This is a genomic window from Emticicia soli (assembly GCF_037860775.1).
Lineage (GTDB): Bacteria > Bacteroidota > Bacteroidia > Cytophagales > Spirosomataceae > Emticicia > Emticicia soli.
Window position 1 is genome coordinate 490106 of record NZ_JBBEWC010000004.1, and the last position, 16590, is coordinate 506695.

Sequence of the window (16590 nt, forward strand, 5' to 3'; positions counted from 1 at the left end):
TTTATGTTTAAAAGAGTTTTAACCCTATTTTTATGTTTGTTTTTTCCTACCAGATGGATTGCGGGTATATTAAATTCACTAGGGCATAACGTTCATAAAGATTCTAAATTAGGATTTAATTTTCTTTGGATAAATGATAAGTTGTCTCTAGAAAAAGGAGCAATATTAGGAAAATTCAATTTAATAAGAGTAGATTCTATTTTTTTAAAATCAAATGCTAATATTGGAAATCTTAACAGATTAAATGGGCCTATTAAATTTTATCTTGATGAGAGTTCAGGTATAGGAAACTATAACTCTATTAGTAGATCTTCAACAAAAGGCGTTACATATAGCACCTCATATCTAAAGATTGGCAAGTACAGTAAGATTACAACAAAGCATCAAATCGACTGTACAAGAAGCATTTATATTGATGAATATTCAATTTTAGCAGGTTCACATACGCAACTTTGGACACATGGATTTATGCATGCAACTGAAGGGATAGAACGTATTAGAATAGACGGAGAAATTGTAATTGGTAATAATGTTTATATCGGCTCACGTTGTACTTTTCAGCCAGGAGTCTTTGTTTCCAGTGGAATTACTATTGGCGCCAATTCTTGTGTTTCTAAATCTTTGCTAAAAAAAGGCATGTACGTTTCTCAACCTTTACGTTATATAGATACCGATTTGTCAAGTGTACGCCAAAAATTAAATAAAGTTGAAGGATTTGAGACATTGAATGAAGTTTATGAAAAAACACTTCCTCCAGAAGCTACCGAGTTTAGAAAGGATTTATAATAAAGAATTTCTCGTTTTTATTATTATATTTTTTGTTTCAAAGCTAATACCATTTATTACTCCACTACTTGCCTCAAACTTTCTAAAAAGAACGGAAGATTACGGAAGAATTGAGTATCTTCTGAATGCGGGCTCGTTAATATCTTCATTTTTCTTGTTAGGCTTATCAAGTGCTTACCCCTATTTTAATATTACATTAAAAAAGAGCGTTTATAAGCCATTTATTTTGCATTTTAGCTTAATATTCTTCTGCTCTGTTTTTTTTATAATTACCATTTTACTTTTCCCGTCAGCCAATATCTCTAAGCTATTATTTATTGGCACTATATTTGGCGCACAGTTATTGTTTTCTGCTATATTAAAATCTGAACAAAAGTCTTCTTGGGCAGTAATATTAGATGGAGGCATATTGTCTATATTACTATGCTATATTTGTTATCTGTATTTTACACATACTGATTACTTAAGTGAGCTTGTTTTTTTATCATTGCTATTTTTATATTCGATTATACTGCTATCTACATCTTTGTCTTTTTTAAGGAAGAAAAATAAAGATGTAGATAGCAATGTTACACATGAAAGCAACGATATTATAGATTATAAGAAAGTAGTTCTCTTTAGCTTTCCTGTTTTTATAAGTTCTCTCCTAATAGCTACTTTAACAACCAGTAATCGAGTATTAATTGAATACTTCTTAGATTTAAAAGCAGTTGCCTATTATTCATTTTATTTTCGTATTGTTTCTATTCTGGTAATTGTATATCAAGCTATTATGATTCTTCTTTTTAGAAAGTTATATGCTGAGCACATTAGCAAATTAGATAAAATGTTCTTACAATTATTAGTATCTTTTATCTTTATTTCAGCCTTAATATTATTACTGTTCCCATTTTTTATACTGCCATATTTCAAGATATATCAAGAAACAAGCCATTATTTGTTTCTACTATTGTATATACTAAGTGCTCAAATGTTCTTTTGGATAGTAACAGCTCTTCTAGAAAATATTATATATAGAGAAAAGGTAACAAAAACTCTGAATTTTTATCTTTTAGCCATAATACTATCCATTTTTGCTACTTGCTACTTGTTTGATCATCTTAATTATCTTTCCTTGATAACAATCAGTACTATCCAGTGTTTTGGCGTTTACGTATATTCAGAAATACAGATGTTTCTTATTAAAAAGAAAACTGATGTTCCACTTAGAAGAGTCAAAAGCATAAATAGATTTGTATTTCTTGCCACTACTGCTTTCATTATTTATAACTTAGCAATTACATGAATGAACAAATATCTTTAAGAATATCCTTCTTACGTTTTTTCTTAATAATTCAGGTTGTAATAATTCATAGTTATGGTTTCTTTTTAGAACCAGTTAAAAAAGATTATACTTTTTGGTTTCAGACTTACTTCTCCAATGTTATTTCAAGGGTTGCCGTACCTCTTTTTTTTATAATTTCTTCATATTTATTATTTTTAAAAATAAAGAGTATATCCTTTCAGGATTACAAAAGTATTATTAGCAAAAAAGTACTGACTCTATTTATTCCTCATATTATATGGAATTCCTTCTATTTACTTTTCTTCTATATAATTCATCAATTATTAAATTACCCGTATCCTTTCCATTTTAATTCTTTAATTGATGCATTATGGGGATTATCAAGAGAACCCGTAGCATATCAATTTTGGTTCATCAGAGATTTATTTACTTTAACATTATTTTTTCCATTATTCTTTTTTTCTTATAATTTCCTCAAAATAATCCCTACTCTTATTATGGGTGTTATGTGGTTATTTAATATTCCACTAAGTATAGGTTATTTATGGACCGAGGGGATTTTCTTCTTTATGGTTGGACATGTTTTAGCCCAAAATCAAAATTCACTAAAATATAGCAGTAAATACAGCATATATATTTATCTCTTATTAAGCGTTATAGATTTAGTATTCCAAGTCTTACAGTATGATTATAGTATGCCTATTCATAGATTAACTATACTCTTTGGTATATTTGCATTTTGGAGTTTATCAGATTTACTGCATCCCACTTTAATTTTAAAGAAAGATGCTGTTTTTAAATATGCACAATTATCCTTTGGTATTTTTGCATTACATCAGCCTATTCTTATTTCTTTTTTAAAAAAAATTAGCATTTATATCTCTACTAAAATTTCAGAAATTTTTCTAATACCATTATATATAATTGCTATTATTATAACTGTTTTTATTTGTATCCAATTAACTTCATTCATTAAAAGAGCCTTTCCTAAAACAAGCTCTATTCTTTTCGGCCGATGAAAAATATTTGCTTTATCTCTAATTTCTATTTCACTTATTTGTGGCATGATGTTTCTAAAGTTTTGCAAACTAAAGGCTTTCGGGTTTTCTGGATAGTATCGAATAAATCTTACCATAATTTTTTAATTCAGGCAGGGGTTAAAGAAGAGAATATATTATATATTAATCGCGGCTATATATCTAAGCCGAATCAGCCTGTTGATGATTTCCAGATTAATGAGCTTATTTATGGAGATAGAGTTCTTCGATTAGAAAAAGTGGATGCCGTTAATTATTTGACAAATATTCAGAAACCTATTTATGACTTTCTTTTAAAAAACTCAGTATCAACAGTACTTGGAGAATTAACCTGGGCTCATGAGTTACTAATAAATAGAATTACAAGAAAAAGAACAGAACTAAAATGCAGATTTATTTGCCCGGCTGTAACAAGAATACCAAATAAAAGATTTGTATTCTTTAAAGACGATCGGCAGTCTGAGATTTTAGAAATAGACAATAACGAAACAATTAACTTGGAATCTATTTTTAAAGTTGAAAAACCTGCATATCTGAAAAACAACGATTTAATATTAAATAAAAAACGAAGTCTAAAATCTAGATTTAATAAAGCACTTAGATTTTTGACAGGCAAAGACTTTGACCCCAACGATCCAGGACTTATTAGAAGTGGCTGGAATCGGTTTAAAATAAGGTCATCGGAAGAATTAAATAAAGAAACTTATAGGGCTTTTATTAGACCTATATCTTTAAGCACTTTTAATGACGAACATCCCTACATTCTTTATACCCTTCATAAACAACCAGAAGCTTCTATTGATGTAGTAGGCCGATATTATGAAGATCAAAAGCAAACAATATTAAATTTCTGGAGAATATTACCTCCAAACTGGAAACTCGTTGTAAAAGAACATAGTAATGCAATTGGTGATAGAGATGTTAAGTTCTATAAAGAACTAACACAATTTCCGAATATTATTCTGGCTAATGCTAATTTAGATTCATACGAACTCATTAAAAAGTCTAAATTAGTAGTTTCTATCTCAGGTACAATTGCTTACGAATCAGCACTTATGGGGTATCCTTCTATTGTCTTATCTCCAGTTTTTTTCAGAAGACTTAACTATTGTAAACATATATCTTTAAGTGAAATAGAAAACATCACTAACATAGAAGACTTAATCTCTGAAATTAAAAATAGTGAAGATAATAGGCTAGAGTTTTGTAAATATATTATGAAAAACTCCTTTAATGGGACTATCTCTGACCCTAATGCCACTCCCCATGTATTAGAACAAGAAAACGTAAATAATTTAGCTAATGCCATAGAAATTGCTGTTAAAAGTGCATGAAAAATTATCTAATATACTCTACTATTTTCTGTGTATTTGCCTCAGATAATATTTATTACAGAAGTGAATTCAATGAAATTGATATAAGGCTATATTATTTCATTTTTGCTATAAACCTTGTTATTCTTAGCTTAAGTGGCACGTTTGTAATCAATAAAAAACTTATTATAGGTTTGACTATCCTAAGTATTTCTGGGTTTTTAGGCAGTGTTTTAGCACCTGAGGTTCTACCTAGGTTTTTAATGACTATTTGGGGTATATCTTTTATGAGCATATATTATTACGTTTTCTTTAGAAAGATTAATGTCTCATATATAGACCTATTTAAAAAATATGCTAAAGGATGCATACTATTTACTATATTCGGATATTTTGAATTTATATTCTATCTTTTAAAAGATTCGAAATTCATACAATTTGACTCTTTCGCAACCGAAGCATCAGTATATTGTACTTTAGTTTTGCCTGCTTTTTTTTATTACTTACAAAAAGTTATAAGGTCAAGAGAAAATATTCTGGAATTTATATGCGTTTTTTCCGGTCTTCTTCTAAGTTCATCGAGCTTAGGTTTTATTGGAATCTTATTTAGTTTTATGTTTTCAGTTAGAAAATGGAGACCAAGAATAATGATACCAATATTTGGTACAGTTTGTTTACTAGTCTATTTTGCCTATAACACATTTGAAAAGTTTCAATCAAGAGTAGATTCATCTGTTGCTATCTTACAAGAAAAAGAGGATTTAGTAAATATAAGTGCTTTAAACTTAAGCTCTTTCTACCTATTATCAAATTCGTATGTTGCTATTAATAGTGCTAATACCACTTACGGACTAGGTCATGGACTAGGTTCACATTCAAATACTTATAAGAATACCATTCTAAACGTATTAAATACAGCTAATTTAGGCGAAGCCTATCAAAAAGCACCATTTGATGCTAACTCATTGTTTAATAGAATTCTTTCAGATTTAGGATATTGGGGTATAGCTGCGGCATTCATTTTTCTAAGAAAATATCGAATAAAAGACCCTGGTATCCATCAAATTATTTCCCGCGCCATACTTGTTACTATTTTTTGTAGACTGATCAGAGATGGACGCTATTTTAATGCTGATTTATTTTTTTTCCTTTCTGGTTATATCGTAATTTATTTAGAAAAATATGGGTTCACGAAGAAGAGTATTAATTAATTTATCAATGGTCGATAAAAAGCCGACAGGTGTCGGTAATGTAGCACTCAATTTTATCAACGAACTTCAAAAGTACCCAGAGAAAGACAACATATTAGTATTATCGCCAGTAACAATAGAAAACAATACTATTCCACAAAAAAAAATCTCACAACTCGTTAGAAACGACAAATACCCAAAAATTGCAGGTTTAGCTCGCTTTCTTTGGAATCAAATCTTTTTTACCCTTTATGGATTAAAGTATGATTTATGCTACTGTCCAACAACTCATGGAAGCCTTTTTTTAAGCAATCAAGTTATTACAATTCATGACGTAATTTCATTAAATTTCCCTAAAAACCATAAATTACAATCATTGTATTTTAAATACATTGTTAAAATCTTTGTACAGAGAGCTAAATATATCATCACTATATCTGAATTTACAAAGAAAGAAATTGTTAGATTTTATGGTTGCTCTGAAGACAAAATAAAAGTTATTCATAATTCATACGACAAGCAAGCTTTTAGAAAAATAGACTTAAGCAATCAAGACTTCTTTCTACATAATAAGCTAAAAGCTTTGAATAAAGACAGATTCTTACTAGTTGTTGGTGCAGCTTATTCTCATAAAAATATTGAAACTATACTAAAAGCCTTTAGCAAATCCAAAACTCGTACATCTACTGCGTTGGTAATTGTAGGTGGAGTAAATAACTACTTAGTTTCTTTACAAGAAATATGCAAGGATTTGAGAATAACAGAAGACGTTCTTTTTTTGCATTATGTTTCTCAAGATGAATTGGTGCAGTTATATAATAAGGCTGATTTATTTGTGTACTTAAGTCTTTATGAAGGCTTCGGTATTCCATTATTAGAAGCAATGGCTTGCGAATGCCCGATTTTAACTTCTGATATTGCGGTCTTTCATGAAGTATGTAAGGATGAAGTTATGTATATCGACCCCCTCGCAAGCGATGAAGTAGCCAAAGTATTAGATAAACAACATTCTAGAAAGAAATATTCGGCGAATGAAAGGTTCTCTTGGGCAAAATCAGCAGAAGTGCTTAATAGTGTCTTAAATAAGTATAAATAGTTTTGATGTAAGATAAACATCCTTCTCTATTAATTAATAGAAATACAATTGGCTTCAAGTCTTTTTTTGGAGTAATTTGTATTGTTCTCCGAAATACCGAATAATTTTCAAAATCATGTTTGATATAGTAGCGAGTATAGTTCTTTATAATAACGACAAATCTATTGAAGATGCCATTAAAAGCTTTATTAATACAGATTTAAGAATCAGGCTAGTCTTAATTGATAATTCGCCAACAGATAAATTAAAATATTTAGCCTCTGATAGCAAAATTGAATACATATTTAACAATAATAATGTTGGATTTGGGGCTGGCCATAACATTGGGATATTGAAGTATATCAACCTTTGCAAATACTACTTAGTCTTAAACCCAGATATAGTTTTTAATAAAGGGGTCTTAGAAAAATTATGTAGTTATATAGAACCTCGTAAAGATATTGGGATTTTATCGCCAAAGGTTTTGTATATGGATGGATCTCTTCAGTATGTATGCCGAAAACTACCTACACCAGTCGATTTTTTTGCGAAACGTCTTATACCTTCTTTATTTAAGAAAAGAATAGAGTCTTATGAATTCCGGGATAAAGATTATAATCAAACGATGAATGTTCCATTTATTTCCGGATGTTTCATGTTTATAAGAAGTGAAGCCTTAAAGAAAGTGGGTTTGTTTGACGAAAAGATTTTTATGTATACCGAAGACATAGACCTATCAAGAAGAATTAATAAGTACTATAAAAATATATATTATCCAGAAGTTTTTATTTATCATGGTTATGCTCGGGAGTCAGCCACTAATTTTAAATTACTTCTGATAGCAATTAAAAGTTCCTTATATTATTTTAGCAAATGGGGTTGGTTTTTTGATAAAGAAAGACAAAGTCTTAATATGACAGCAGGGAAAATATATGAATAAGATTAAAATTCTCTTAACAGGCGCATCAGGTTTTGTTGGAAAAAATTTTATAAAAGCCTTTAGTGATGAGTTCAGTATAGAACCTATATCGCTCCGCAATACTTCTATTGAAAATACTGATCTCAAAGGTGTTAATGCGGTTGTCCATCTTGCTGGAAAAGCTCATGATTTAAAAAAAGTATCAAAGCCAGAAGATTATTACGAGATAAATACTGAGTTGACGAGAAAAATTTATGATAAATTTCTAGCTTCTGATGCATCGGTTTTTATCGCGATAAGCTCAGTTAAAGCAGTGACTGATAAAGTTACAGGCACCTTAACAGAAGAGACAAGACCAGACCCGAAAACACACTATGGGAAATCTAAATTATTGGCAGAAGAATATATATTCTCAAAACCAATTCCAGTCAATAAGCGTGTATATGTACTTCGTCCTTGTATGATTCATGGAGAAGGTAATAAAGGAAACTTGAATTTATTATATCAAATAGTAAAAAGAGGCATTCCTTATCCTCTAGGGGCATTCGAAAATAAACGTTCTTTTCTAAGTGTTGGTAATCTGAATTTCGTGTTTAACCAGTTAATTACACGATCAGATATTCCATCGGGTATTTATAATGTAGCAGATAACGAGGCTTTATCTACTAATACACTAATTAGCATTATGAGTGATTCGTTAAATAAAAAAACCAAAATCAGCTATGTTAACCCATCACTTGTTAGGTCTATAGCTAAAATAGGTAATATTCTTCATTTACCTTTAAATGAGGAGCGACTCCAAAAGATGACCGAAAATTATGTAGTAGATAATGCAAAGATTCTAAAAGTACTCAAACAACCATTGCCTATTTCTTCTAAAGAGGGCTTAAAAAGAACTTTTCAAGCTTTTGCTAATGAAAAAAAGTAGATTTATTAATTTTAATTTACCCTCTTTAAAAATTAATATTTTGGCCTCCCTTTTGACAATTAAGTCAATGATAATGATATAGTTACCCCCTCCTTTAAAAATTCATTTATTCAGGATATAATAAAGATAAGATACTCGTATTTTTGGGTGTCCTGATTTTTTTCAAGGAATTATATCTTAAAAAAGTACAATTTATATTTAGTTTTCTTTTCCTGACCTGAATTTAGTAAAGTAAGCCAATCTCGATAATTCATTCAAAGCAAGGATATATATAAAGAATCCAGTCTACAAAAGGCTGGATTCTTTGTTTTCTGGAACAAACTTCTTTCCTTTTTACAATATTCAGTTTGGTCATTCCTTAAAATTAAAGTCCAAAAATATATACCAATTTTATATCAGGTAAGAAACACATTATTGAAGCTGTTTAGAACTTTAATTTCAGTTTAAAAATAATGGTATTGTGAGCGAGGCAAATTAAATAATGAATTCATTGTAGCTCTATAATCGAAATCATTTGATGTTGGCGTAGCCAAAACAACGCATTTTTAAACGAAAGAAATAATCCTAAACAACTTCATTTACCAACTCTTTGCAAGTGCAATTAAGAAAACCTCAAAGCGCTGCTTTATAACTACTCTATAAGCGAAGGTGCTTATGTTGTAAGTAATTAATAAAAGCATTTTCAGTATTTGAATCAAGCCGCCTTTTTCTTATATTCGCAAACACTCAATATCTAATCTAAACTCTAAAACTGATGGATTCACGTCGACACTTCATTCAAAAACTCTCGGCTTTCACAGGTGCATCGCTTATTCCCTCTTTAAAAGCCCTTTCGGCTGATAGCCTCTTTAACATCAGTCAGTTAAGCCTAGGCAAAACACCGGAAGAACTAGCCACCGACGAAGATTACTGGTACCAGATTCAGCAGGCTTACACTGTTTCTCCACAGATTATTAACCTCAACAATGGAGGTGTTAGTCCGGCACCATTAGTTGTGCAAAATGCAGTAGAGCGTTATGGTAAATTAGCTAACGAAGCACCCAGCTATTTTATGTGGCGTATTCTTGACCAGGGCCGAGAACCCCTGAGAGAGAATCTGGCTAAATATGCCGGAACATCACCAGAAGAAATTGCTATTAACCGAAATGCTACCGAGGCCCTCGATACGGTGATTCTGGGTTTGCCTTTACAAAGAGGCGATGAAATTGTAATGACCCGCTACGATTACCCGAATATGCTTCATGCTTGGCGACAACGAGAATTGCGTGAGGGCTTGAAAATTAATTATGTAGATTTAGAATTACCTGCCGAAGATAATGATTTGATTGTGAAGAAATTTGTGGAGCAAATGACACCTAAAACCAAGGTTGTACATATCACCCACATCATTAACTGGAACGGGCAGATTCTACCAGCCAAACGTATAGCAGACGAAGCACACAAAAGAGGTATTGAGGTATTGATTGATGGTGCGCACTCTTTTGCGCATTTGGAATATAAAATTCCTGATTTAGGCGGTGATTACTACGGCACAAGCCTTCATAAATGGCTATCGGCACCGATAGGCTCGGGTATGCTCTGGATTAAGAAAGAGAAAATAAGTAAAGTATTTCCGTTGATACCTAATGATAAGCCTAATTCAGATAATATCAGGAAATTTGAGAACCTAGGCACAAGACCGTTCATGATTGAGCAAGCTATTGGGCAGGCGCTTAATTTTCAATTAGCTATTGGCAATGCCCGTAAAGAGGCTCGTTTGCGGTATCTGAAAAACTATTGGGCTAAAGAAGCGTTGAATAGTATCCCTAAATTTAAACTCAATACATCTCTGAAAGCAGATTTCTCGGGTGCATTAGCACATTTTGGAATCGAAGGCTTAGAAGGAGGCAAGATTGAAGGCGAATTGCTAGGGAAGTTTAAAATTCATACTTCGCCTGTAAAATGGGAGAAACTAGATGGTGTGCGTGTAACACCGCATGTGTACACTACACTTAATGATTTAGACAGGCTACTAGAAGGAATAAAATATGTAGCTAATAAATAACCCTAAACAGATTCAATAGGCATATAAAATGAAAAGGTGGAGAAGCTCTCCACCTTTTTCATGTCTATGCGATTGTTATTTAACTACATCAACTTTTACGATAAGCAAGAATTCATCCATCTCAATCTCACTTGCGTTTTCGATTGGACTCTGAACAATTGCCAATGAAAGTGCTTGTACTTCCTGACATATATAATCTTTGTTAGTCTGTACAGCGGTAATAAGCGTTTCGTTATTATTATACAAATATATACTAATTTTATCAATTACCTCAAATCCATTGTCTTTTCTGTAATTCTGTATACGATTTACAAAATCACGGGCGATACCTTCGTTGCGTAATTCTTCCGAAATCGTCATGTCAAGGGCTACTGTAATTCCCGCTTCGCTTGCTACTAACCAACCCGGTACATCTTCTGTCAGAATCTCAACATCTTCGAGTTTCAGTTGTGAAAATGCAGCTAAAGCAGAATTTGTAGTTAATTCACCGTTTTTCTCTAGTTCTTTCAATTGTTCAGGAGTCATGGCATTTATAAAGCTACCTACATCTTTCATATCTTTGCCATATTTTGGCCCAAGAACTTTGAAATTAGGCTTCACTTTCTTTTTCAAGATACCCGAATCATCATCAAGGTATTCAACCGCTTTGATGTTTACTTCCGACTTGATGATTTCTTCTACATGGCGAATCTTCTCACGAGTGCTTTCTGAAAGTACCGGAATCAAGACTCTTTGTAGGGGTTGGCGTACTTTTATTTTATGAATCTTACGCAAAGAGTGTACTAGTGATGATATTCTTTGTGCCAAATCCATTGACTCTTCAAGGTCTTTGTCTACAAGGCTTTCATCATAAGCGTGCCAGTCGGTAAAGTGTACCGACTCATGCAAGAAATGCGTTCTTTTTTCTTTGGCTTCTTCTCTGATACAATCTGTCATGTTTCTATACAACCACTCTCCGTAGAAAGGCGCAATCGGCGACATCAACTGAGATACGGCTGTCAAACAATGTTGAAGTGTTTCGTAAGCTGCTTTTTTGTTTTCGGTCATTTCTCCTTGCCAGAAACGACGACGGCACAAGCGCACATACCAGTTAGAAAGTTGGTCGCAAACAAAATCCTGTATCAAGCGTCCTGCTTTCGTAGGGTTGTAGGTTTCGTATTGCTCGGCAACTTCTTTAATTACTGTATATAGTTTTGACAAAATCCAACGGTCCATTTCGGGCAAACGCTCGTATGGCACACGGTCAGATTCCGTCATTTTATAATTATCCAGATTAGCATATAGTGCAAAGAAATTGTAAGTATTGGTTAGCGTACCAAAAAACTTACGTTGCACCTCTGTGATACCCTCAACGTTAAATTTAAGGTTATCCCAAGGCTCTGCGTTGGTAATCATATACCAACGGGTTGGGTCGGCACCATATTGGGCCAATGTCTCAAACGGGTTTACTGCATTACCCAGACGTTTCGACATCTTATTGCCATTTTTATCTAGCACCAAGCCTGTTGATACTACATTTTTGAAGGCAATAGAATCGTATAACATACCCGAAATAGCATGCAGCGTAAAGAACCAACCACGAGTCTGGTCAACACCTTCCGAAATAAAGTCAGCCGGATAGCTGTTATCAAATATGTCTTTGTTTTCGAACGGATAATGCCATTGTGCAAACGGCATAGCACCCGAATCAAACCAAACGTCTATCAAATCAGTTTCACGTTGCATTACCTTGCCACTTGGCGAAACCAGATATACTTCATCTACAAACGGACGGTGTAAATCTTCTTTGTTTTCGGCCAATAATTCAAGGAAATACGCATTTTTCTGTTTTTGCTCAGCACTCAAGGCATTGTCTTGCTGTGCATGAAGAATACCGTTTTTAAGTTCTTCCAGTGAGCCTATACAAACCTCTTCACCATCTTCACTTCTCCATATTGGTAGCGGTGTTCCCCAATAACGGCTACGAGACAAGTTCCAGTCAACGGCGTTTTCAAGCCAGTTACCAAAGCGGCCTGTTCCTGTGCTTTCCGGTTGCCAGTTGATAGTTTTATTTAAAGCCACCAAGCGGTCTTTCATAGCTGTTGTACGGATAAACCAGCTATCTAACGGATAATACAACACAGGTTTATCTGTTCTCCAGCAATGTGGGTAAGGGTGGTCAAACTTCTGAACATTGAAAGCCTTATTCTCTGTTTTTAATTTGATACCGATACGCTCATCAACCGATAGATATTTATCACGTCCTTGTTTTTGGCGCTCAACTTCTTTTTCTGCATCTGTCAGATATTGCTCTTTTACGTACTCTAGTGCAAAATCGCTGATTTCTTTTACAAAACGCCCACGTTTGTCAACAATCGGTACATCTTTGCCGGTTTCATCTTTTACCATGATAGGCGGAATACCGTTTTGCTGAGCAACACGGAAGTCATCAGCACCAAAAGTAGGTGAAGTATGCACAACCCCTGTTCCGTCTTCAGTAGTTACAAAGTCTCCGATTATTACTCTGAAAGCCGCTACATCTGGCTGAACATACGGCAACAATTGCTCATATTCTATGCCTTCTAGCATACTGCCCTTAAATTCTGTAAGAATTGTCCAAGGAATCACTTTTTTATCTGATGCCTCAAAGCCTTCAAAATCTCCGTCGTGGCCTTTTTCTGATAAATATTTGCTTACCAGAACTTTGGCCAACACCACATTAACAGGCAGATAAGTATACGGGTTAAAAGTTTTCACCAATACATAATCTATACCTTTGCCTACTGTTAAGGCCGAGTTTGCTGGGAGCGTCCAAGGAGTAGTCGTCCAGGCCAGAATATATACATTGTCATCTTTAGCCGCATCAAATAAAAACTCTGATTTTTCAGATTTTCGTACTTTGAATTGTGCCGTAAGTGATGTGTCTTTTACTTCTTTATAAGTACCTGGCATATTCAACTCATGCGACGAAAGCCCCGTTCCGGCCGCTGGCGAATATGGCTGAATTGTATAGCCTTTATAAAGCAAACCTTTTTTGTAAAACTCTTTCAACAAGTACCAGATACTCTCTATGTACTCGTTTTTATAAGTAATATATGGGTCATCTAGGTCAACCCAGTATCCCATTTTCTCGGTCAGGTCATTCCATTGGTCAGTAAAACGCATTACTGTTTCACGACACTTCTTATTATATTCTTCAACCGAAATCTTAACGCCTATGTCTTCTTTTGTAATACCCAATTCTTTTTCTACTTGCAATTCTACAGGCAAGCCGTGGGTATCCCAACCACCTTTACGCTTTACCTGAAAACCACGTAGCGTTTTATAGCGGCAGAAAATATCTTTAATAGTACGAGCCATCACGTGGTGAATACCCGGCGTTCCGTTCGCTGAGGGTGGTCCTTCATAAAAGGTAAAAGTAGGAGCGCCTTCTCTTACCTCAATCGATTGCTCGAATATTTTATTCTGTTTCCAAAATTCAAGAATCTCGTCAGCAATCGCTGCGTAGTTGACTGATTTATACTCTTTGTAGTGCATAATAATAAGCGAAAAATGGGTCCTTTCCCAAAAATAGAGTGCAAAGATACGCATTTTTAGCCCATAGAAATAATTGATTAAACAGATTTCGATAATTGAGAAAGAATATTGTTTTGAAAAATTAGGCAGAAACCAAAATTGAGTAAATATCTTTTAACAAACCGATTAGTGTTTGGCCAATTTTTTGCTCTATTATTCAAATCCAGAGCCTTTTAATCAAAAAGAAATTAGCTTAAAAATTGATTATTTTTCGGTAAATCATCTCTAATTAATACATATTTGACTCTATTTATGAAAGAAAAAGGTTCTATAAGAGTGAATTTAAGAGCTTCACCAGATTTAGTAACTATTGCTAAGGCTTAATGAAGAAATATGACCATTAAATAAAAATCAAAAGAAAAACAGAATTATTGTTGTCTGCATACGTTATTTATTTGGAAATTTGTATCCCATCCTTTGCCACTTCCTTAACAGTAAATGAAGAATGTTTTGAGAATAATTTTACTTTTTTTTGTATCAATTTCAGCTTTTTCGCAAGGTGTTTGTGACTTAACAAATGGTGTAGAAAAAGGTGCTTTTGATGCACCTGCTGCTGTGTGTTTAGGAGAGGTTGTAAACGTAAAAGATAGGTCAGGAGGTACAGATATAAAGTACATATTTGGTTATAGAGGACAAGCCGCTAACCTCTTAACGCCTACACGTACAACGCCTGATGCCGACTGGGCGTTTGCTGCAAAAGGAGAATATACCATACTACAATATGGTAAGAAAAACGGCAAGGATATGTACCTCTGCAAGAAAGTTGTAGTAAGAGAGAATAGCGAGCCAATATTTAGTTATTCCGGTTGTAACGATAATAGGGTAGAGATTATCATTCCTAATGACCCAGCCAATAACTTTGATCGTTATACTATTGATTGGGGCGATGGTAACCCTCCTGAAACTGTAAATCCTAGTGACCTTCCGTATAAAAATTATAAAGATTTAGTTTTACCAAGAACTATAAATGTAAATGGCGTTTTTAATACTGCAAGTACCTGTTTAGCAAGCTCTTCTAAAACTATTCCTTTTCTGGGAGGTACCTCAGGGCCGCGGAATGATCCTAATCTTGGAGTAATCGGACAATTAATATTAGAAAGCGCAGATAAAGCAGTCTTGACGATTAGTGGAAGCCATGACCCTGACGGTTATAGCCTTTACATGACTCCTCAGGGAACACCCTATGGTTTTACTCCGCATAAAACAGGTGTACGGCCGGGTGATGTTTCTATTTCTATACCAGATACTACGCAGTCATATTGTTTTTATATAGAGCGATTTAATGCTTGCGGAATTGAACAATCAGCAGAAATATGCACTGTTGTTTTGTCGGATGTCAAACCTATTGATATTACCACTCAAGAAGTAATCTGGGAACCATATCCTACCAGAATGACAAGTTTCCCTAATGAGCCAACTTATGGTAGATTCTTGACCAGTACAACGAAGCTAATTAAAGAAGAGGATGGAGTAGAATTGCCAGAAATAACGGTGAGTGGTAGTCCATATAGAGATAATATAGATTGTCAGAAAAAGTATTGCTACAGGATACAGGCTGAAACAAGTGGGCAACTTTATTTTTACACCTTTGCCGGTGTAAGTCTCTCTAAACAAATTTGTGTTGATAAAGAAGATTTCCATCCACCAAAAATCACAGATGCTTTTGTAAGTGTCAGTGATGCCAATACTTCAGTAGTAACATTCAAAGATAATAGTTCATGGACTTTAGTAAGGGATAAATACTTACTTTATCGTGATAATGGGACTACATTTACAGAAATAATGAGCAATCCTACAGAGGCATTATTAACTGATGTTACTGTTGATAACTCCCAGAAATCCAATTGTTATAAAATAGCTTTTGTAGATGAGTGCGGAAGTACATCTGATTTATCGGACCCGTTCTGTACTATCTTTCTTTCAGAAGCTAATAAAGGGCAACTTGCATGGACTGCACCAACGCCTTTTGCCGATATTGATGTAGCTGATTATGAAGTAGAGAGCTTTGATGAAAACACAGGTACATCTTCTGTGATTACTTCTCCAGCCTTGCCCGCTACTCAGCTAGAGTACATTCCCGATTTAAGTGGTTTTGTGGAAGAAGCCAAATTTAGAATAAAAACCACCAGGGCTGATGGCAGTGTGAGTTATTCTAACACTTACACGATTCCTATAAGTGTTAAATTGCTACTTCCTGATGTTTTTACGCCCAATAATGATACCCATAATGATAACCTTCAAATAAAAGGAACATTCAGAAGAATTACTAAATTTGAGTTCCAGATATATAATCGCTGGGGAAATCCGGTATTTACTTCTGATGATCCTCTTAGAACCTGGGATGGCAATTTCCAAGGAACGATGGCTCCTGCTGATACTTATACTTATAAAATTTATGCTCAAATAAATGATGGAACAGAAGTAAGTAAAACTGGTAAGTTTTTGCTTATGAGATAAC

Annotated in this window: 11 protein-coding genes; 10 read left to right on the plus strand and 1 reads right to left on the minus strand. The window is 33.7% G+C overall.

The window, feature by feature from the left end:
* The first annotated feature begins 3 nt into the window (after positions 1-3).
* The 9 genes from WAE64_RS07765 (at position 4) to WAE64_RS07805 (ending at position 10577) form a co-directional block, all read left to right on the plus strand.
* Entirely contained in the window at positions 4-786 is a 783-nt protein-coding gene (locus WAE64_RS07765) for an acyltransferase (RefSeq protein WP_340235690.1), read from the plus strand.
* Positions 737-2071 carry a lipopolysaccharide biosynthesis protein gene (locus WAE64_RS07770; RefSeq protein WP_340235691.1) on the plus strand — a complete coding sequence of 445 codons (1335 nt, stop codon included), beginning with the start codon at positions 737-739 and terminating at the stop codon, positions 2069-2071. The genes WAE64_RS07765 and WAE64_RS07770 overlap by 50 nt, the downstream gene beginning before the upstream one ends.
* Entirely contained in the window at positions 2068-3090 is a 1023-nt protein-coding gene (locus WAE64_RS07775) for an acyltransferase family protein (RefSeq protein WP_340235692.1), read from the plus strand. Before WAE64_RS07770 ends, WAE64_RS07775 begins: the two co-directional genes overlap by 4 nt.
* Entirely contained in the window at positions 3087-4442 is a 1356-nt protein-coding gene (locus WAE64_RS07780) for a hypothetical protein (RefSeq protein WP_340235693.1), read from the plus strand. The genes WAE64_RS07775 and WAE64_RS07780 overlap by 4 nt, the downstream gene beginning before the upstream one ends.
* Positions 4439-5632, plus strand: a complete 1194-nt coding sequence (locus tag WAE64_RS07785) for a hypothetical protein (protein WP_340235694.1) — start codon at positions 4439-4441, stop codon at positions 5630-5632. Before WAE64_RS07780 ends, WAE64_RS07785 begins: the two co-directional genes overlap by 4 nt.
* Entirely contained in the window at positions 5604-6707 is a 1104-nt protein-coding gene (locus tag WAE64_RS07790; RefSeq protein WP_340235695.1) for a glycosyltransferase family 4 protein, read from the plus strand. Before WAE64_RS07785 ends, WAE64_RS07790 begins: the two co-directional genes overlap by 29 nt.
* Positions 6708-6822: 115 nt before the next feature.
* Complete coding sequence (locus tag WAE64_RS07795) at positions 6823-7626, plus strand: glycosyltransferase family 2 protein (RefSeq protein ID WP_340235696.1); 804 nt, start codon at positions 6823-6825, stop codon at positions 7624-7626.
* Positions 7619-8533, plus strand: a complete 915-nt coding sequence (locus WAE64_RS07800; protein WP_340235697.1) for an NAD-dependent epimerase/dehydratase family protein — start codon at positions 7619-7621, stop codon at positions 8531-8533. Before WAE64_RS07795 ends, WAE64_RS07800 begins: the two co-directional genes overlap by 8 nt.
* A gap of 754 nt (positions 8534-9287) precedes the next feature.
* Positions 9288-10577, plus strand: a complete 1290-nt coding sequence (locus tag WAE64_RS07805) for an aminotransferase class V-fold PLP-dependent enzyme (RefSeq protein WP_340235698.1) — start codon at positions 9288-9290, stop codon at positions 10575-10577.
* 75 nt (positions 10578-10652) lie between these two features.
* Here the strand turns inward: WAE64_RS07805 and ileS are convergent, their stop codons facing one another.
* Positions 10653-14093, minus strand: a complete 3441-nt coding sequence (ileS, locus tag WAE64_RS07810) for an isoleucine--tRNA ligase (RefSeq protein WP_340235721.1) — start codon at positions 14091-14093, stop codon at positions 10653-10655.
* Between the two features lie 489 nt (positions 14094-14582).
* On the opposite strand from ileS, the gene WAE64_RS07815 reads away from it, so the two are divergent.
* Positions 14583-16589: a T9SS type B sorting domain-containing protein gene (locus WAE64_RS07815; RefSeq protein ID WP_340235699.1), complete on the plus strand. Its 2007-nt coding sequence runs from the start codon at positions 14583-14585 to the stop codon at positions 16587-16589.
* Position 16590: the final 1 nt, after the last annotated feature.

Bases quoted from the DNA above. Each gene is read 5' to 3' on its own strand.
- WAE64_RS07765 (WP_340235690.1), top strand. From the start codon at position 4: ATGTTTAAAAGAGTTTTAACCCTATTTTTATGTTTGTTTTTTCCTACC.
- WAE64_RS07770 (WP_340235691.1), top strand. From the start codon at position 737: ATGAAAAAACACTTCCTCCAGAAGCTACCGAGTTTAGAAAGGATTTAT.
- WAE64_RS07775 (WP_340235692.1), top strand. From the start codon at position 2,068: ATGAATGAACAAATATCTTTAAGAATATCCTTCTTACGTTTTTTCTTA.
- WAE64_RS07780 (WP_340235693.1), top strand. From the start codon at position 3,087: ATGAAAAATATTTGCTTTATCTCTAATTTCTATTTCACTTATTTGTGG.
- WAE64_RS07785 (WP_340235694.1), top strand. From the start codon at position 4,439: ATGAAAAATTATCTAATATACTCTACTATTTTCTGTGTATTTGCCTCA.
- WAE64_RS07790 (WP_340235695.1), top strand. From the start codon at position 5,604: ATGGGTTCACGAAGAAGAGTATTAATTAATTTATCAATGGTCGATAAA.
- WAE64_RS07795 (WP_340235696.1), top strand. From the start codon at position 6,823: ATGTTTGATATAGTAGCGAGTATAGTTCTTTATAATAACGACAAATCT.
- WAE64_RS07800 (WP_340235697.1), top strand. From the start codon at position 7,619: ATGAATAAGATTAAAATTCTCTTAACAGGCGCATCAGGTTTTGTTGGA.
- WAE64_RS07805 (WP_340235698.1), top strand. From the start codon at position 9,288: ATGGATTCACGTCGACACTTCATTCAAAAACTCTCGGCTTTCACAGGT.
- ileS (WP_340235721.1), bottom strand. From the start codon at position 14,093: ATGCACTACAAAGAGTATAAATCAGTCAACTACGCAGCGATTGCTGAC.